General features: G+C 70.4%; 13 protein-coding genes and 1 tRNA gene. 7 read left to right on the forward strand and 7 right to left on the reverse strand.

All coding sequences use genetic code 11. The annotated features are described in order from the left end of the window. Positions 1-44: 44 nt before the first annotated feature. On the reverse strand, positions 45-2,348 hold the full coding sequence (ppsA, locus tag NR111_RS12120; RefSeq protein ID WP_256820902.1) for a phosphoenolpyruvate synthase: 2,304 nt from the start codon (positions 2,346-2,348) through the stop codon (positions 45-47). A gap of 103 nt (positions 2,349-2,451) precedes the next feature. Between ppsA and NR111_RS12125 the strand changes: the two genes are divergently transcribed. Continuing rightward, a complete protein-coding gene (locus NR111_RS12125; RefSeq protein WP_256820903.1) occupies positions 2,452-3,468 on the forward strand; it encodes a methyl-accepting chemotaxis protein in 1,017 nt (338 codons plus the stop codon). Positions 3,469-3,521: 53 nt separating this feature from the next. Here NR111_RS12125 and NR111_RS12130 read toward each other — a convergent pair. Beyond that, a tRNA-Gly gene (locus tag NR111_RS12130) sits at positions 3,522-3,592 on the reverse strand. 61 nt (positions 3,593-3,653) lie between these two features. Beyond that, a complete protein-coding gene (locus tag NR111_RS12135; protein WP_256820904.1) occupies positions 3,654-3,908 on the reverse strand; it encodes a hypothetical protein in 255 nt (84 codons plus the stop codon). A gap of 217 nt (positions 3,909-4,125) precedes the next feature. Here NR111_RS12135 and NR111_RS12140 point away from each other — a divergent pair, with 217 nt between their 5' ends. From NR111_RS12140 to NR111_RS12155, 4 genes are all read left to right on the forward strand, one after another. Next, positions 4,126-4,974: a hypothetical protein gene (locus NR111_RS12140; RefSeq protein ID WP_256820905.1), complete on the forward strand. Its 849-nt coding sequence runs from the start codon at positions 4,126-4,128 to the stop codon at positions 4,972-4,974. A gap of 170 nt (positions 4,975-5,144) precedes the next feature. Continuing rightward, the gene (locus NR111_RS12145) at positions 5,145-5,933 is read left to right on the forward strand and encodes a hypothetical protein (protein ID WP_154829729.1); all 789 of its coding nucleotides are present in this window, start codon (positions 5,145-5,147) and stop codon (positions 5,931-5,933) included. Next, positions 5,914-6,477, forward strand: coding sequence for a dCTP deaminase (dcd, locus tag NR111_RS12150; RefSeq protein WP_067719486.1), 564 nt, complete (start codon positions 5,914-5,916; stop codon positions 6,475-6,477). Before NR111_RS12145 ends, dcd begins: the two co-directional genes overlap by 20 nt. Before the next feature lie 95 nt (positions 6,478-6,572). Next, positions 6,573-7,988: a UDP-glucose/GDP-mannose dehydrogenase family protein gene (locus tag NR111_RS12155; protein WP_256820906.1), complete on the forward strand. Its 1,416-nt coding sequence runs from the start codon at positions 6,573-6,575 to the stop codon at positions 7,986-7,988. Positions 7,989-8,010: 22 nt separating this feature from the next. Here NR111_RS12155 and NR111_RS12160 read toward each other — a convergent pair whose 3' ends face one another. Both NR111_RS12160 and NR111_RS12165 read right to left on the reverse strand, forming a co-directional pair. Further along, on the reverse strand, positions 8,011-9,264 hold the full coding sequence (locus NR111_RS12160) for a pyridoxal phosphate-dependent aminotransferase (RefSeq protein ID WP_163376283.1): 1,254 nt from the start codon (positions 9,262-9,264) through the stop codon (positions 8,011-8,013). 66 nt (positions 9,265-9,330) lie between these two features. Next, positions 9,331-10,413 carry a helix-turn-helix domain-containing protein gene (locus NR111_RS12165; RefSeq protein ID WP_206472962.1) on the reverse strand — a complete coding sequence of 361 codons (1,083 nt, stop codon included), beginning with the start codon at positions 10,411-10,413 and terminating at the stop codon, positions 9,331-9,333. Positions 10,414-10,481: 68 nt separating this feature from the next. Here NR111_RS12165 and NR111_RS12170 point away from each other — a divergent pair, with 68 nt between their 5' ends. Then, complete coding sequence (locus NR111_RS12170) at positions 10,482-12,326, forward strand: NAD(P)/FAD-dependent oxidoreductase (protein WP_256820907.1); 1,845 nt, start codon at positions 10,482-10,484, stop codon at positions 12,324-12,326. A gap of 81 nt (positions 12,327-12,407) precedes the next feature. Here the strand turns inward: NR111_RS12170 and NR111_RS12175 are convergent, their stop codons facing one another. Next, the gene (locus tag NR111_RS12175; RefSeq protein ID WP_256820908.1) at positions 12,408-15,647 is read right to left on the reverse strand and encodes a (Fe-S)-binding protein; all 3,240 of its coding nucleotides are present in this window, start codon (positions 15,645-15,647) and stop codon (positions 12,408-12,410) included. Between the two features lie 174 nt (positions 15,648-15,821). After that, positions 15,822-17,450 carry a S1 family peptidase gene (locus NR111_RS12180; protein WP_256820909.1) on the reverse strand — a complete coding sequence of 543 codons (1,629 nt, stop codon included), beginning with the start codon at positions 17,448-17,450 and terminating at the stop codon, positions 15,822-15,824. A gap of 239 nt (positions 17,451-17,689) precedes the next feature. Here NR111_RS12180 and gdhA point away from each other — a divergent pair, with 239 nt between their 5' ends. Continuing rightward, complete coding sequence (gene gdhA / locus NR111_RS12185; RefSeq protein ID WP_256820910.1) at positions 17,690-19,036, forward strand: NADP-specific glutamate dehydrogenase; 1,347 nt, start codon at positions 17,690-17,692, stop codon at positions 19,034-19,036. Positions 19,037-19,086: the final 50 nt, after the last annotated feature.

The following is a 19,086-nucleotide window of genomic DNA, read 5'->3' on the forward strand; positions in this document are numbered from 1 at the left end:
AAGACTCTGATTTCGGCGCGGACCTGCGAGGGCGCGCCGCGCGGTCAGTCACGCCCGGGACGGGCGGCGGCCCGGGCGGCGTCAAGCAGGATCGTCCGCTCGGCCCGGGCGACGGTCCGCCGGGTCACCTCTGCGTAGTCCGGCGTGACGGAGACCGACGTGACCCCCTTCCGGACGAGGTGCTCGGCCATCCGGGGATCGGTCGACGCCGCCTGTCCGCACAGGGACACGGTGAGGCCGGACTCGTGGCAGCGGTCGATGATCTGGTCGATGAACGCGAGCACCGCCGGGTCCATCGAGTCGAACAGGTCCGCACACACCTCCGAGTCGCGGTCGACCCCCAACGTCAACTGGGTGAGATCGTTGGAACCGATCGATACGCCGTCGATGCCCATGGCGGCGTACTCGGGGATCCAGTGCACCACCGAGGGCACCTCGGCCATTATCCAGCGCTTGAGCCCCGTGTCCCGACCGATCGGATGGGCGTCGATGATGTCCAGACAGGCACGCAGTTCCCACCCGGTCCGGACGAACGGGATCATCAGGTGCAGGTTCCGGTGCCGCCGCCGCACCCGCTCGAGCGCGTCCAGTTCCAACCGGAACAGGTCAGGTTCCCGGGTGTAGCGGAAGCAGCCCCGGTAGCCGATCATCGGATTGCGCTCCTCGGCCTCCACCTCCCCTCCGAGCAGCCCCCGGAACTCGTTGGACCGCAGGTCGGTGGCGCGGTACACCACGGGCCTCGGATCGAAGGCGGCGGCGATGGTGCTGATCCCCGAGGCCATCCGCTCCACGTACTCTTCCGTCCTGCCCTCCGCGATGAGCCGGCGCGGGTGCAACCCCTGCAGAGCGCTGGTGATGAGGAACTCCGCCCGCAGCAGGCCGACGCCGTCGACATCCATGGCCGCGACTCGCGCCGCTGCGTCGGGCGTCGCGAGGTTGACGTAGACGGCTGTGGCGGTGACCTCGCGTGTGCGCACCTCGGGAGCCGCACCGGCATCGGCGGGAGCCTGCGGTGCCGTGGCCGCGCGGACCTCTCCCGGGTAGACGACGCCGGCGGTGCCGTCGACGGTGATGGTCTGCCCGTCGGCGATGTCGGCGGTCGCCGACCGCGTGCCCACGATCACGGGACGCCCCAGTTCGCGCCCCACGATGGCGGCGTGACAGGTCACGCCCCCCTCGTCGGTGACGATCGCGGCGGCGCGCTGGAGGATCGGCAGCCAGTCGGGGTCGGTCATCGTGGCCACCAGGATCTCGCCGGCGGCCAGGTTCACCCCGTCCGCCAGTTCGGTGAGGACGCGCGCTGTCCCGATCGCCGTGCCGGGCCCGGCGCCGAGTCCGGAGACGATCGGTTCCACCTCGCCCCCCGCGCCGACGGGATCGCCCGCACGCCCCGCCTCGGCGTCCAGCGTGGTGATCGGGCGGGTCTGCACGATGTACAGCTCACCGTCCTCGAAGGCGAACTCGGTGTCCTGTGGCACGCCGTAGTGCTGCTCGGACATCACGGCCAGGCGGGCGACCCGGCGCACCTGGTCGTCGTCGAGCACCCGGTCCAACTGCTCGGCCTCCGGGACGGGGACGAGCCCGTCGACCGTGCGGCCCGCGACGATCCGGGCGACCTTCCGGCCCACGTGCACGGTGAGGAGGTTCAGATCTGCCTTGGACACGACGTACGTGTCGGGTTCGACCTTGCCGCCCACCACCACCTCGCCGAGTCCGAACGCCGCCTCGATCACCACGCGGTCGACCTGGGAGGTGCGGGGGTCGGCGGTGAAGGCCACGCCCGACGTGTCGGAACGGACCATCTTCTGCACCACCACCGCGATCGACGGTTCGTCGTCGTACCCCGACACCGCCCGGTAGGTCATGGCGCGCGGCGTCCACAACGAGCACCAGCAGTCCTGAACCGCCTTGAGCACGGCCTCCTCGCCGACGACGTCCGTGTACGACTCGTGGATCCCCGCGAAGGAGGTGTCACCGGCGTCCTCCGCGGGCGCGGAACTACGCACCGCCACGGGGACGTCCGACCCCAGCGACCGGTAGTGCGCCACGATGTCCTCGCGCAGTCGCGGCGGCATCTCGACCCCGGCGACGGTGCCGCTGAACTCCGCCGCGAGGGACATCAGCTCCGTCTCGCTCATCCCGTCGGCAGGGACCCGGCCGTCGTAGAGGCGCGACCGGACACCGGCCGTCTCCATCGCGGCGAGGTAGGCCGACTGGCCGACCGAGAATCCCGGCGGCACGGGGAACCCCGCGCCCGTCATCTCCCCGAGATTGGCGGACTTCCCGCCGTACTCCGGTGCGTCCGCCAGCCTCAGCTCGGCGAAATCGGCGACCCATCGTGCGTCCATCGTTCGCTCCTTCGAGATCGCGGCCCGACCGGTCGGAACCGTTGCTGCCTCCATGGTGAGCGGACCGGCTGCCCGGGTTGGGCGGTTCAGGCACAATCAGCGCATGGCCGACATCCAGCTCCGTGTTCCCTCTGCCTCCTCCGTGGTGGGAACGGCGTTCCGTGTCGTGGAGTGGGAGCTGCGAATGGCCAGGGAGTTGCTCATGCTGCCCGCCCGGGTGCTCGTGCTGCTCGCGGACGTGGAGGACGTGGTCGTCCGGATCCAGGACCTGCTCGACGAGGTCAGTCGCACCGTGCGCCAGATCGACGGGATCGTGGCCACCGCCGTCGACACGGTCGACGGTGTCCGCACCACGGTGGCGAGGGCCAACAGGGTCGTCGACGAGGTCGCCGACACGGTCTCCGCCGCCGAGGGGATCGTGGGCCGGGTGGGCTCGACCGTCGACTCGGCCGAGGGCGTGGTGCGGCGCGTGGGCGGCACCGTCGATTCCGCAGAGGGCGTGGTGCGGCGCGTGGGCGGCACCGTCGATTCCGCCGAGGGCGTGGTGCGGCGCGTGGACGGCACCGTCGATTCCGCCGAGGGCGTGGTGCGGCGCGTGGACGGCACCATCGATTCCGCCGAGAGCGTGGTGGCTCGAGTCCGGACGACGGTGGACACCGCCGACGATCTGGTCCTCGACGCCGGCGGGCTCATCGAACGGGTCGTCCCGCTCGTCGACTTCGCGGACTCCACCTTCGCTCAGGTCAGGCCGGTCGTCGAGGCACTGCTCGTGGACGCCGACCTGGATGCGGAAACCGCCCGGGTCGTCGCGACCCGGATGACCGAGGTCCTGGCGTGGGCGGACAAGACGATCCGGCTGCTCGAGCCGATCGCCGACGACGTCCTCGAGTCGGTCGACCCGGACGAGATCAAGGCGGTCATCCAGTTCATCGACCATCTGCCGGCGCTGGGAGACACCCTCGAGAACGATGTCATGCCGGTCCTGGCCTCCCTGGACACCGTCGCGCCCGAGGTCCACCAGATCCTCGAGGTGGCGCAACAGTGCCTCGAGGCGGTCGCCGGCATCCCCGGATTCCAACTCCTGCGCCGCCGCGGCGGGGACAACGGCAAGACCGAGTGATCTCCTGAATGACGAGAGGCCCTCCCGATCTGGGAAGGCCTCTCGTCTTGCGGAGCCGATGACGGGAATCGAACCCGCGCTGTCTGCTTGGGAAGCAGAAGTTCTACCATTGAACTACATCGGCAGTGCCTGCTGGAGGCGGCTTCAGGTTAGCACGAGCCCCGGTGGCCGCAGGCGCGGTGGGGTCACTTCCGGGCGGACTTGCGCTTGGCGCTCGTGGTCATCGGCCGCTTGGGCTGGTTGAGCGACGCGCGGGGGACGAACCCGAACGCCACGCCACCGATCACCGCCACCGCGATCGCGCCGATGATCCACGGTGTGACCGACCCGCCGCCGGTGATCCCCATCAGCACGATGAGTACGGCGACGCCGACACACACCCACGACCACTGGGTCCAGCGCCAGAAGTACTTCGAGGGCTCGTCCCTGATCTCGTCCATGGGCCCATTTCACCACGTCAGCGGGGGGCGGCGCATATCCGCCGAATGCTCTCGGGGGGTCGCCGGGCCGCGGGAGCGTCGGGATGTGGCAGGTCTCACGTGGTTTCGAGGGCTGGTTCGGGAACGAAACGGGCGTGTCATGCGCTGAACTGGAGGACAGTCCGATTTGTGCGACCGGGTGGCCGGTCCGCGGGCTCAGCCCTGCAGGAGGTGCGTGGTGGACGTGCACGAGGCCATGGAGCGGCCGATCGCCGAACGGGTGCGGACGGTGCTCGCCCGCGGTGCGGCCGGAACCATCGAGGCCGGGATCCTCAGGCGGCCGCTGCGCTCGGCGCGCGTCCGGGACGACGGAGTGATCGTCCTGGTGGTCGACGTGGGAGGCATGTCGCGTGAGGCCGGTGACGTCGACCGGGTCGCGGCCGCCGGAGCCACCGCCACCGTCGAGATCGTCGACACGGTGTGTACCGGTCGGTGCCGGGGTTCCGCGCCGCGCCCGTCGTTCGCTCTCGACGGCCGCCCCGCGTCGTGTGGTGCGGGACGCGGAGGAGTCGGCGGTGGGGGGCGCGCTGCCGGGGGCGACGACGACGACTGCGCGGTCGCCCGGGGAGTTGTCACCCTCTCCGGGATCGTGACGGCCTCGTCCCCGGCGCGTCGGCGCAGGTTGGTCACCGCCGACGGGGGCGGGACGGGCCCGAACTCGGAGGGCGGGTCGCTCCGCCTGAGCGAGCTGCAGCCGCTCGAGATCACCTACCTCACCGCGGACGGCGTCCACGTGGTGCCCCGGGCGTCCCTCGCCGCCGCGGCGGTCGACCCGATCGGCGTCGACGAGCAGGTCTGGCTGCACCGTCTCGCCGCCGACACCGGGCTCGCCTCCCGTCTCGCGTTGCGTGCCGGGCGGCAGATCGCGGGCACGGATCCGCGCATCGTGGCGATCGACCGGTATGGGGTCGACCTCGTGATCGGATCGACCGGGGGCGGGTTCGGCGAGCTCGTCAGGCTCCCGTTCGCGCAGGTCTGCGCCGATTCCGACGACGTCCTCGCCCAACTCGCCGCGCTGTCGCGGTGAGCTGTTCCACAAGAATTTCCTGAAAGCCCTTGCCTTTACAGGTAAGCCTTACCTAAGTTAATCGCTGCGGGTAGTCACGTCCCCGCTCCGGTGTTTTCCGTTCCGGCGCCACTACCCCTGAGGCGCCGGAACGGAAAAGGCCGGGACCGCGATGACGAGAGGGCGAAGGCATGCGATCACTGGTGGGACCGGTTCCCGAGCCGGCCGAACGGGCGAGCTCGGCACTGCGGCGCTGCGCGAGGGCCACGCTGAGTCTCCCCGCTCCCACCGCCGGCTCCCGCGTGAACGCCACTCCCGCGGTCGCGCTCGCGCACCGGACTTCCGGAACGGCCGACCTCAGCCTCGTCCTCCCGACGGCCGACGCCGCGGCGATCCCGTCCGGGGGAGTGCACGCCCGTCTCGAGGTGCTCGACGAGATCCTCGGCGGGGCAGCCCGGGGCCGGTGTCGCCGCCTCGTCGTCGTCGACGGACTGGTCGAACAGATCGACACGCGCGCCCAACGCCACGCCGCCACCCGCATCGCGCGAGACCTGCCCGACTCGGCCCTGCTCGGGGTCGGATCCGAGTCGGCGCTCGTCCGGCTCCGGACGGAGCGGATCCTGCTCACCGATGACTCCGGCGTCACCGACATCGCCCTCGACGACCTCGCCACCTCCGGGCCCGACCCCTTCACAGACCTCGAGGGGCACTGGCTCGACCACCTCAACGATCCGCGCTGCCAGGTGGTGCCGCGGCTGGCCCTGCGTGTCTGCCGGTGCCTGCCCGCCGAGCGCCCCCTCCTGATCGGCATCGACCGCGCCGGCGTCGACCTCGAGCTGACGGACCGCGAGGGCCGCGCGCGGCGCGAACGGCTGCCGTTCGCCGAGGCCTGCACGGACGTCACCGAGCTGGGGACCCAGCTCCGGTTGCTCGCCGGGGGCGCGCGGTACCCTCAGGACCGTGCTGCTCTCCGACCGTGACCTCCGTACCGAGCTCGCCGACGGGCGGCTGGGCATCGACCCCCTCGACCCCGCGCTGATCCAGCCGTCGAGCATCGACGTCCGGCTCGACCGGATGTTCCGGGTCTTCAACAACTCGCGCTACACCCACATCGACCCCGCGCAGCAGCAGGACGAGCTCACCGAACTGGTCGAGCCCGCCGAGGGGGACCCGTTCGTCCTGCACCCCGGCGAGTTCGTCCTGGGGGCCACCCTCGAGCGACTCCGCCTGCCCGACGACCTGGCCGGCCGGCTCGAGGGCAAGTCGTCGCTCGGTCGACTCGGGCTGCTCACGCACTCCACCGCCGGCTTCATCGACCCCGGGTTCGACGGCCACATCACCCTCGAGCTGTCGAACGTGGCGAACCTGCCCATCACGCTGTGGCCCGGGATGAAGATCGGCCAGCTGTGCCTGTTCCGGCTCTCCAGTCCCGCCGAGACCCCGTACGGCAGTGCCTCCGTGGGCTCGAAGTACCAGGGCCAGCGCGGCCCCACCGCCTCCAAGGCGTACCTGAACTTCCGGTGACCCGGCGGACGGCGGCGGCCATCCGGCGCGCACTGCTCGCCCTCCGTTCACCAGCCCGTTCCCACCGCGCCGCGTCGACGGGGTAGAACAGCGCCATGCGTATGACCGTGTTCGGGACCGGGTATCTCGGTGCGACCCACGCCGCCTGCATGGCCGAGCTGGGCCACGAGGTGCTGGGGGTGGACGTCGACGAGGCCAAGATCGAGCGGCTGCGCCGGGGCGAGGTGCCGTTCTACGAGCCGGGGCTGCCGGAGATCCTGCTGCGGCACGTGGAGTCGGGGCGGTTGCGGTTCACCACCGACTACGCCGAGGCGGCCGCCTTCGCCGACCTGCACTTCATCGGGGTCGGGACCCCGCAGCGCAAGGGTGAGTTCGCCGCCGACACCTCGCACGTGGAGGACGTCGTGGCGCGACTGACGCCCCTGCTGTCCGCGGATGCGGCGCTGGTGGGCAAGTCGACGGTGCCGGTGGGCACGGCCGCGCGGCTGCAACAGATCGCCGACTCCCGCGCCCCGGACGGGGTGCGGGTCGAGGTGCTGTGGAACCCGGAGTTCCTGCGCGAGGGGTTCGCGGTCAAGGACACCCTGACGCCGGATCGGATCGTGATCGGCCTGGCCGGCGGTGAGTCGGCACTGGGGCTCGCGCGGGAGCTGGTGTCCCAGGCGTACGCGCCGATCCTGGAGGCCGATCCGTGTCCGGTGATCGTGACGGACCTGGCGACGGCCGAGCTGGTCAAGGTCAGCGCGAACGCCTTCCTGGCGACCAAGATCAGCTTCATCAACGCGGTGTCGGAGGTGTGTGAGGCCGCCGGCGCCGATGTGACGGTGCTCGCCGATGCGATCGGCATGGACAAGCGGATCGGGCGGCGTTTCCTCAACGCCGGCCTGGGCTTCGGCGGCGGCTGTCTGCCCAAGGACATCCGCGCCTTCATGGCCCGTGCGGGCGAGCTGGGGGCGGACGAGGCGATGACGTTCCTGCGGGAGGTCGACTCGATCAACATGCGCCGGCGCGAGCGGATGGTGGACCTGGCCGTCGAGGCGTGCGGGGGCACGGTCATCGGCAAGACCGTCGCGGTGCTGGGGGCGGCGTTCAAGCCGAACTCCGACGACGTACGGGACTCGCCGGCGCTGAACGTGGCGGGGATGCTCTCGCTCAAGGGCGCGAGCACCGTGGTGTACGACCCGCAGGCCCTGGACAACGCCCGCGCCCTGTTTCCCACGCTGACGTACGCCGAATCGGCGCTGGCCGCCTGTGAGGGCGCCGACGTGGTGCTGGTGGCCACCGAGTGGCCGGAGTTCGTCGAGCTGGACCCGGCCGCGGTCACCGGGGTGGCGCGAGGCCGGGTCGTGTTGGACGGTCGCAACTGCATGCCCGCCGACCGCTGGCGCGCCGCCGGCTGGACCTACCGCGCCCTCGGACGCGGGGTGCCGGTGGAGGGCGCCACCCGCCGCACGGGCGTCGTCCCGTCGATGCGCTCCGGACACCCGTCGACCTGGCACTGGCCGACCTGACACCGGCCGACGCGGCCCCGGGCTACTGCCGGTACGAGGCCAGGAAGTTGCCGATCCGCTCGATCGCCACGCCCAGATCGCGGGAGGCGGGCAGGGTGACCACCCGGAAGTGGTCGGGGTCCGGCCAGTTGAAGCCCGTGCCCTGGGTGATGAGGATCCGCTCCTGCTCGAGCAGGTCGAGGGCGAACAGCCGATCGTCGTGGATCTCGTGGACGTTCGGGTCCAGCTTGGGGAAGGCGTACAGCGCACCCATGGGCTTGACGCAGCTCACGCCCGGGATCGTGTTGAGCTTCTCCCACGCGATGCCTCGCTGCTCGTGCAGCCGGCCGCCGGGCTCGATGAGCTCGTTGATGGACTGGTAGCCGCCGAGAGCCACCTGGATGGCGTGCTGCGCCGGGACGTTCGGGCACAGTCGGGTGGACGCGAGGAGTTCGAGCCCCTCGAGGAACCCGGCCGCATGCGCCTTGGGCCCGGTGATGGCCACCCAGCCGGCCCGGTACCCGGCCACCCGGTACGTCTTGGACAACCCGTTGAAGGTCAGCACGAGCAGGTCGTGCGCGAGGGTGGCGATGGAGGTGTGCTCGGCCTCGTCGTAGACGATCCGGTCGTAGATCTCGTCCGCCAGGATGAGCAGGCTGTGCTCGCGGGCGAGGTCGACGATCCCCTGCAGGACCTCGCGCGAGTAGACCGCCCCGGTCGGGTTGTTGGGGTTGATCACCACGATTGCCTTGGTGCGCGGCGTGATCTTGGAGGCGATGTCCTCCAACGACGGATTCCAGTCGTCGTCCTCGTCCGCGAGGTAGTGGACGGGCTTGCCGCCCGCTAGCGACGTCATGGCCGTCCACAGCGGGTAGTCGGGTGCCGGGATGAGGACCTCGTCGCCATCGTCGAGCAGCGCCTGCATGGTCATGGTGATGAGCTCGGAGACGCCGTTGCCCAGGTAGATGTCGTCGACGCTGAGACGGGGGAAGTCCGGGACGAGCTCGTAGCGGGTGAAGATCGCCCGCCGGGCCGACAAGATTCCCTTGGACTCGGAGTAACCCTGCGCGTGGGGGAGCGCGGCGATCATGTCCCGCATGATCACGTCCGGCGCCTCGAACCCGAACGGCGCGGGGTTGCCGATGTTCAGCTTGAGGATGCGGTGACCCTCGGCCTCGAGCTGATTGGCCCTGGCCAGTACCGGCCCGCGGATCTCGTAGAGGACGTCCTTGAGCTTGGAGGACTGGTCGAGCGTGCGCAGCTGGTGGAGCGTTCGTCCCGTGGTCTCAGGCGTCATACCTTGCGATTGTGCCACCTCGGTCCGCGTGTCCGGTGTCACGGACCGGCCGGGAGGGGTGCGGGGTCAGATCCCGTACCGCAGGTCGACGATCGCCGGGATTTCCGAGTCCGGCAGGAGGTCATCAGGATGCTCGACGGACAAGTAGTCCACACACTGCCGCTCGTGCGCCGCCAGACAGTAGGGCTGCGATCCGATGCTCAGACCGGTGGCCTGGCGAAGTCTCCGGACCTCGCCCCTCACCGTGGTCGTGGCGGACCCGTCGTCATAGAGGGCCTCGGACAGGGCGCGCGCTGACCACGCCTCCCGCGAGGCCAGGAGCGCGAGGAGTTCTGCCCGCCTCGGGGTCAGGGCGACGGAGGTCCCGTCGGCACGGACCACCGCCGGCTTCCACCCGAGAAGACGGATCGAGGTCACGGGGGAGCGCGTCCCGTCGGGTTCGGGATGTGGGTCGTGCGGGCCGGGGGCATCCGGCCCGGGGGCGACGGCGGGGGTCGCGGTGCCCCGGGCGGTCAACAGCGTCTCGGCGAGCCGGACACCGCACCGGACCAGCGAGACGGTCTCGGCGCACGAGAACCGGAGGGGATGCGAGACGTCGAGGACACCGAGGACCCGTCCGTGGGGGTCCCTGATGGGACTCGCCGTACACGTCCACCCGTGGTGGGCGCGCACGAAGTGCTCCCCCGCCGTGGCGTGCGCGAGCGTCCCTGCGTCCAGTGCCATCGAGATCCCGTTGGCGCCGATACCCCGCTCGGACCAGTCGGCCCCCTCGGCGAACGCGATCGAGTCCGCCCGACGGAGCACCTGCGCACTGCCCGATCGCCAGAGCACCCGACCACGGACATCGGAGATGACGACCACGTGTCGCCCGGCCGCGGAGGTGTCCGCCAGTGAGGAGACGACGTCGTCCGCGATGTGACGCAGCGGGGTGTCCGCTCGAGCGGTCACGAGTTCGTCGCCGGACAGCACGCTCGCCGGGAGTTCCTGGTCGGGGGAGACGCCGGCCTCCCCGCTGCGCCTCCATGCGCGCAGGAGCCGTGAGTCCAGATCGGGGGGGAGCCCACCGGCCAGGGCGGACTCGTGCGCCCTGATCGACTGCGCCGCGAACGCCCCCGGGTCGGAGAACCGCAACGTCGCGTGCAACGACATTGCCACCCCCTTGGGAAGAAAGTGTGATCTACGTCATCCCAGAAGCTACAGGAAGTGGAGGAGTGGACATGACCGAGACTCAGCAGGCACCGGCAGACCGCAGCCCCGGGGGTCCGGAGGTCGACCGCGTTCAGCCGGACAAAGTGGTCGAACGGTGGTTGGCTGCCTTCGACGAGGCCCTGCGATCGGGGGACCCGGGCCGGGCGGCCGACCTGTTCGACGCCGACGGGTACTGGCGCGACTTCGTCGCCTTCACCTGGAACCTCAGAACACTCGAGGGCCGCGACCAGATCCGCGACATGCTGAGCCGCCAGCTCGCAGCCGTCGAACCGTCCGGGTGGGCCCTCGACGAACCCGCCACCGACAGCGACGGGGTGGTGGAGGCGTGGGTGCGTTTCGAGACGGCCACGGGCCGCGGGTGGGGCCACCTCCGACTGAGGGACGGGCGGGCTTGGACTCTTCTGACGACCCTGCAGGAACTCAAGGGCCACGAGGAGAAGAAGCGCCACAGTCGCGACCAGGGTGTCGACCACGTCATCACCCGGGGCCGGAAGACCTGGCTCGAGCAGAAGATCGAGCGCCAGGAGACCCTCGGGTACACCGAGCAGCCCTACGCCGTCATCATCGGCGGAGGCCAGGGCGGTATCGGGCTCGCCGCTCGTCTCAAGCGCCTCGGGGTACCCACCATCGTCATCGAGAAGAACGAACGCGCGGGTGACTCATGGCGCAAGCGCTACAAGTCGCTCCATCTCCACGACCCGGTCTGGTACGACCACCTGCCGTACATCCCTTTCCCCGAAGACTGGCCGGTGTTCCCCGCGAAGGACAAAGTCGGTGACTGGCTCGAGCACTACACCGCCATCATGGACCTCGACTACTGGTCCGGGACGGAGTGTCTCAAGGCGGACTTCGACGAGGACTCGGGGACGTGGCGTGTCGAGGTCGACCGCCGCGGCGAGAAGGTCGTGCTGCGCCCGACCCAACTCGTGTTCGCGCTCGGGGTGTCGGGGTACCCGAACATCCCGCGGTTCGAGGGCTCGGAGGACTTCGCCGGCCGGCAGTGGCACTCGTCCGAGTTCACGGGCGAGGGCGACGTCGCGGGCAAACGGGCCGTGGTGATCGGGTCGAACAACTCGGCTCACGACATCTGCGCGGCTCTGTGGGATCACGGTGCGCACGTCACGATGGTGCAGCGCTCATCCACGCACATCTCCCGCAGTGAATCCCTGATGTCCCTCGCGCTGGGCCCCCTCTACTCGGAAGAGGCTCTCGACGCCGGTGTCACCACGGAGAAGGCGGACATGCTCTTCGCCTCATGGCCCTACCGACTGCTCCCGGGGGCGCAGATCCCGGTCTACGAGCAGATGGCGGAGAAGGACGCGGAGTTCTACCACCAGTTGCGCGAGGTGGGATTCGACCTCGACTTCGGGGAGGACGGTTCCGGTCTGTTCCTCAAGTACCTCAGGCGCGGGTCGGGTTACTACATCGACGTCGGTGCGAGTCAGCTGTTGATCGACGGCGAGGTCGCGCTCGAGAGTGGCCAAGTGTCACGCATCCTGCCCGACGGCGTCGAGCTCGACGGCAGCCGGGTGCTTCCGGCGGACATCATCGTGTACGCCACCGGGTACGGGTCGATGAACCAGTGGCTCGTGGACCTGGTGTCCCAGGAGGTCGCCGACCGGGTGGGGAAGGTGTGGGGCTACGGGTCGGACACGACGCGCGACCCGGGACCGTGGGAGGGCGAGCTGCGCAACATGTGGAAGCCGACCAACGTCGAGCAACTGTGGATCCACGGGGGCAACCTGCATCAGTCCCGCCACTACTCGAGGTATCTCGCGCTGCAGCTCAAGGCCCGGATGGAGGGTATTCCGACGCCCGTCTACAAGCTGCAGGAGGCTCACCACACCTGTTGACGGTGGCGAGTACGGAGATGAAACGACCGCGGCCCGTGATCAGGAGTCCTGATCACGGGCCGCGGTGGCGTCCGGTGGGCGTCAGCCCAGGGAGAGGCCGTACCCTCCCGACTTCTTCGAACGGGGGATCGCCCCGTTCGATGCGGGCTTCGCCGGGGAGTCGGTCGACGTCGACTCTGCCGCAGTTGACTCGGTCGCAGGTGACTCAGCCTCGGCCGTCTCAGCCTGGGTAGCGGAGTCGGCGGGTTCGGCCTTCTCCGGGGCCTCGGTCGCCGGGGCGGCGGCCGGTGCCTTCGGAGCGCCGGGTGCCTTCGGAGCGCCGGGTGCCTTGGGCGCGCCGGGTGCCTTCGCTGCACCCTTGAGGCCCAGGCCGACGGCCGGCTTCGCGGGCGCGGCCGGGGCGGTGTCCGTGCCGGACCCGGCATCGGCGGTCTCGGTCTGCGCGGCGGCGGACTCGCCCGCGGACGGCTCGGACGCCGCAGCCGTGGCCGTGCCCGGAGCCTTCGCCCCGCCCGGAGCCTTGGCCCCGCCCGGAGCCTTGGCCCCGCCACCCAGGGTGAGCCCGCCGGACTTCGGCGCGCCGGCGCTCGGCTTGGGAGCGCCGGTGGTGGCCGGAGCGGAGCCCTGCGCGGCCTCGCGGGTCTCCTCCGTGCGCTCGGCGTCCTTCACCGCGGACTGGGCCTCGGTGGCGGACTCGCCGGTCCCGGCGGCGCCGGGGGCCTTCGGAGCGCCGGGGGCCTTCGGCGCACCCGGGGCCTTGGGGCCGCCGGGGGCCTTTCCGCCGCCACCGAGCTTGAGGCCACCCGACTTGGGAGCGCCCGTCGAATCGGCGGCCGACGGGCCGGCCTCGGCGGCGCTGGCGGCGCCACCGGTTCCGGCGGCGGCGACCTCCGCGCCCTCGCCCTCGTCGACGACGGCGTTGTCCGGCGCGGCCTCGGCCGGGGCGGCGGGTGCGGCGGCCGTGGCGGACTCCGCCTCGGCGGCGTCGCGCTCGGCCTGCTCGGCCTCCTTCTCCGCCTTGGTCTTCTCGCGCGTGGGCTGCTCCAGCCACGCGGCCTCGCGAGGCTCGGGCAGGCCGCCGTCACGGGAGACGGACTCCAGGAGCAGCTGGGCGACGTCCACGACCTCGACCTGGCCCTCCTGCTCGGTGCCGTCGGTCTGGGCGGTGGCCCCGTCCGAGAGCATCACGCGACAGAACGGGCAGCCCGTCGCGATCTTCGTGGCCTTGGTCGACAGGGCCTCGTCGACACGGTCGATGTTGATGCGCTTGCCGACCGTCTCCTCCATCCACATGCGCGCGCCACCGGCGCCACAGCACATGGACCGCTGCCCGTGACGGGGCATCTCCGTGAGGGTCACGCCCGAGCCGTCCATGAGCTCACGCGGGGCCTCGTAGACCTGGTTGTGGCGGCCGAGGTAGCACGGGTCGTGGTAGGTGACGCCACCGTCGATCGGGGCCACCGGCACGAGGCGCTTCTCGCGCACCAGACGGTTGAGCAGCTGCGTGTGGTGGACCACCTGGTAGTCGCCGCCGAAGTCGCCGTACTCGTTCTTCAGCGCATTGAGGCAGTGGGCACACGTCACGACGACCTTGCGCTGCGCGGCGGGCACGCCGTCGAACGCGTCGTTCATGACCTCGATGTTCTGCTGGGCGAGCATCTGGAACAGGAACTCGTTGCCCGCGCGGCGGGCCGAGTCGCCGGTACAGGTCTCGCCCTGACCCAGCACCGCGAACTTCACTCCGGCGGTGTGCAGCAGCGAGGCCACGGCCTGGGTGGTCTTCTTGGCACGGTCCTCGAAGGCGCCGGCACAGCCCACCCAGAACAGGTACTCGGTGTCGGCGAAGTCCTCGATGTCCTTGCCGATCACGGGGATCTCGAAGTCGAGGGAGTTCATCCACTCGTCGCGACCGGAGTTGTTCTGGCCCCAGGGGTTGCCCTTGTTCTCGAGGTTCTTGAACAGGCCCGCGAGCTCGGTCGGGAACTCGGACTCGATGAGGACCTGGTAGCGGCGCATGTCGATGAAGTGGTCGACGTGCTCGATGTCCACCGGGCACTGCTCGACGCAGGCGCCACACGTGGTGCAGGACCACAGGGCCTCGGGGTCGATGATGCCGGCGGCCATCGGGTCGTCGGAGAGGTCCGCGGTGGTGTGACCGACGAGAGGACGCTGGGCCTCGAGGCGGGCCGCCTCCGGGATCTTGGCGAGCCTGGCCTCGTCGGGGTTGCCGTCGGCGTCGACCAGTCCGGTCTCCTCGCCCATCGTGGTCTGCCCCCCGGCGAGCAGGTACGGCGCCTTCGCGGCGCCGTGGTCGCGCAGGGACATGATCATGAGCTTGGGGCTCAGCGGCTTGCCGGTGTTCCAGGCGGGGCACTGCTCCTGGCAGCGGCCGCACTCGGTGCAGGTGGAGAAGTCCAGCCAGCCCTTCCACGAGAAGTCCTCGATGGCTCCGGCGCCCAGCTTGGGCTCGAAGTCCTCGTCGGCCTCGGTGAGCTCCTCGACCTTCTCCATGGTCAGCGGGACGCCGTCCATGGTCATCGGCTTGAGCGGGCCGAGCGCGGTGCGGCCGTCGGCCTCGCGCTTGAAGTAGATGTTGAAGAACGCGGAGAAGCGGTGCCAGGCGACGCCCCACGTGATGTTGCGGCCCACGACGTACAGCCAGATCATGCCGGTGAGCAGCTTGATCAGCGCGAAGACCGAGACCATGAGTTCGTTGGCCGGCAGGATCGTCGACAGCGGGCCGGTGACCCAGTCGGTGGACCAGTGGAAGTCGTACCCGTCGGCGGCCTGCAGCGAGAGCTTGCCGGCCTTGACGAAGATCATGCCCAGGCCCTCGAGGAGCACGACGGTCTCGACGAAGTAGGCGGCCTTGCGGTCCGAGCCGACGAAGCGGTTGAGGCCGCGACGCTGGTTGATCTGACGGATGATGATCAGCACGGTGATGCCGATGACGGTGCCCAGGCCCAGGAACTCGTCGACGGCGTGGTACCAGGCCTGGTCGGACAGCCAGGGCCAGCCACCGCGGGGGTTGAACGTCTGGATGTAGGCCTCGAACCAGACGATCGAGCCGAGCAAAAAGCCCACCATGACGAACCAGTGGAAGAAGCCCACCGACCGTTTGCGGGCCATCCGGGTGTGGGCGCCCACCTCGACGATGACGTTCTTCAAACGGGGCAGGATCGGCCGCAGCCGGTCGAATCCGTCCTTCTGTCCCAGGAACAGGCTGCGCACCATGCGCGTGACGCCGCCTATGAAGGATGCCCAACAGAACAGACTGAGCAGGACGCCGATCGTCCCGAGTGTGATGGTCACGCCTGACATGGTTCGCGGCCTTTCGTCGCACTTCTCGACGCACGAGCACTCATAGGACCCTGTGGGCGCCCGTCGACTGTGTCGAGGTCAAAGGTAAGCCACGCGGGCCCCGTCTGCCGAGTTGAGGCTGCCCTTACCGGAGCAGGCTCCACTCGCAGGCGGGGCCCGCGTGGAAGGGGAGGGTCAGTTGGTCCGGAGCGTCAGCCCGGGGTGTGCGGCGAGGACGTCGGCGATCGGGACGGCGGACAGGCGCGGGGTGAACCCGGCCGTCCGGGCCACGGCGTCGGCGTCGGCGCAGGTGACGGAGTCCGCGACGTTGGACGCGCTCGAGATGCCCAGGGCCCGGTCGCCGGAGAAGACGACGCCGCCGCTGTCGCCGGGCAGGGCGCACAGGTCCACGGTGAAGGCGTTCGAGATGGTGCGCGTGCCCGCCACGTCGATCGTGGCGCCGACCTGCGAGATCGTCCCGCAGGAGAAGCCGGTCCGGAATCCGGTCTTGCAGGCCTTCTGTCCGACGACCGGGTCCGCGGTGCCGATGATCTCCTGGGTGCTGTCCGGCCCGTCTCCCACCAGATTGGAACGGAACCGGTCCGCCACGTCGTCGTCGACCGCGATGAGGGCGGTGTCGATGCCCTCCCGCTCGCTGCGGGTCATGGTGCCGAACTCCTCGCCGTCGGCGAGGGCGGCGCGGGTGCCGTCGGCGCCGGCGCAGTGCGCGGCGGTGATGACGACGGGCTTGCCGTCCAGTTCACCGTTGAACCCGGTCGAGCACTCGAGGATTCCTCCCGGGACGCCCACCTGGTACGCGGTACCGCCCGTGACGGGCCCCGCCGGAGCGGGGACCGATTCGATGGCGCGCGGCTGGTCCTCGGGCACGGGGGTGCCGGGGTCGACCATGGTCTGGGCCATCATCCCGTCGATGATCGACCCGGTGCCGGGGGTCAGGCCGGCGAGGAGGTCGATGACCGTGCGCATGGGGCCCTCGGGGACGAGGCCGGCGTCATTGAGCAGGGCCAGGCTGCCGAGCGAGCCGGAGTCGCCGCCGCTCCCGGGCGCCGCGCCGGTCCCGTCCGGGTCGTCCGCGCGGGTGGTGGCCGGTTCGATGCCGTCGACGGTCGGGCCGCCGTCGGACCCGGTTCCCCCCTCGCTGCCGAACGGGGCCGTGTCGAACGCCGGGTCGGGGGCCTCGATCATGTCGATCTCGGCGAGGTCCCGCAGGCGGGCGTCGAGGTTCCCGAGCTGCGCGGCCTCGCCCCCGCGGGTCGTGACGACGACCGCGTTGCGGGTCGGATCGACGCGGACGTCGGTGACGAGGTCCTGCATGTCCTCGGGGGTGCCCTCGATGATCTTGATGACCTGGCGCTCGCGAGCCTCGAGTTCGCTCGTGGTCAGCGCCACGTCCTTGACCGTGAACCCGGACCGGGTGGCCTCGTCGCGCAGTTCGTCTCCGGCGGCGCCGGCCACCACGCCGACCAGGCCGGTGCCCTCCTCGTCCAGCCAGACGCCGCCGAACGACTGACGGAACTGCTGCTCCCACCGGGGACGGGCCTCGGCCAGACGTTCTCCGATGCCGGCCTGGGCGAGGAACTGCTCGGGAGTGAGTCCGAGATCACGTCGCAGTGCCTCGACGAGTGAGGTCAGCTCCGGGCCGAGCGCGTCGGCCAACGCCGGCAGGGGCTGGGCGACGGCGGGGCGGGAGGCGGACGGAGCCGGGCTCCCGGGTGTGGGGGAGGGGGCCGCGCCGGCAGGGGTCGCGGTGACCACCAGCGCCGCGGCGGCGGCGACGGCGGCGAACTTCGAGGTGATACGCATGATGGCCTTCCGGAATGCACGGCTGGGCGACGGCGCGTCGACCGGCAGTGGCTCGGTGTGTCGCGGCTCAGATTACGGAGATGTGATTAGTGAGTCCAGTGTGACACGTGTGATTAGTGGGATTCGGTCGTCGATTCATGTGACGCAGCTGAGTCGGAGAATCGGGGGCCCTGCCGCTAGGCTGCCTCTTCGGCAACGACGTACGCGTCATCACCAAAGACTCATTACCCGGAGGTCCCATGTCCGACGCTGACGCCGCACTGCACGACGCCCTTGACACCGTGGTGCGACGCAATCCCGGACAGCACCTCTTCCGGCAGGCCGTGCACGAGGTGCTGGAGTCACTCGCACCCGTGGTCAAGCAGCACCCGGAATATGTCGAGGGCGGGATCCTCAAGCGGATCATCGAGCCCGAGCGCGTGGTGTCCTTCCGGGTGCCGTGGGTCGACGACGCCGGTGCGGTCCAGGTCAACCGGGGCTTCCGTGTGCAGTTCAGCTCCGATCTCGGCCCGTACAAGGGCGGATTGCGTTTCCACAAGTCCGTGGACGAGGACACGTTGAAGTTCCTCGGGTTCGAGCAGGTCTTCAAGAACGCCCTCACCGGCCTCGGCCTGGGCGGCGGCAAGGGCGGCTCGGACTTCGACCCGCACGGCCGCAGCGACGCGGAAGTGATGCGCTTCTGCCAGTCCTTCATGTCCGAGCTCGCGCACCACATCGGTGCCGACCTCGACGTCCCGGCCGGTGACATCGGCGTGGGCGGGCGCGAGATCGGGTACCTGTACGGCCAGTACCGGAAGGTGACCGGCCGCAACGAGGCGGGCGTCATCACGGGCAAGGGCGTCGGGTACGGCGGCTCGTGGGCTCGCACCGAGGCGACCGGCTACGGGCTCGTCTACTTCGTCCGCGAGATGCTCCGCGACACCGAGTACAGCCTCGAGGGCTCCCGGGTGGTCGTCTCCGGCTCCGGCAACGTCGCGATCTACGCGGCCAAGAAGGCGGCCCAGCTCGGCGCGACCGTCGTGGCCTGCTCGGACAGTCAGGGTTACGTCCACGACGAGGACGGTCTCGACCTGGACCTGCTCCTGGACGTCAAGGAGGTCCGCCGCGAACGGCTGTCGGCCTACGCGCGGGAGCGGGGCAACTGCACCTACCGGGAGACCGGTTCCGTGTGGGACGTGGAGTGCGACATCGCGCTGCCCTGTGCCACCCAGAACGAGCTCGACGCCGAGGAGGCGCGCACGCTCGCCAAGAACGGGTGCCGCGTGATCGCCGAGGGCGCCAACATGCCGTGCACGGAGCAGGCGGTGGAGGTCATCCACCGGGCCGGCATCCTCTTCGGGCCCGCCAAGGCCGCCAACGCCGGCGGCGTGGCCACCAGCGGTCTCGAGATGCGGCAGAACGCCGGTCGGCTGCTGTGGGACTTCGAGCGGGTGGACTCCGAGCTCGACCGCATCATGACCTCCATCCACGCCACCGCGGCGGCGACCGCCGAGGAGTACGGCGCCCCGGGTGACCTGGTGGCCGGGGCGAACATCGCCGCGTTCCGCAAGGTCGCCGACGCCATGCTCGCGCAGGGTGTCATCTGATCTGATCCGGGTGACGGCGGACCTCGTCGTCGTCGTACCTTCTTCTCCTT

The sequence above is a fragment of the Dietzia sp. Die43 genome (assembly GCF_024519835.1).
Lineage (GTDB): Bacteria > Actinomycetota > Actinomycetes > Mycobacteriales > Mycobacteriaceae > Dietzia > Dietzia kunjamensis.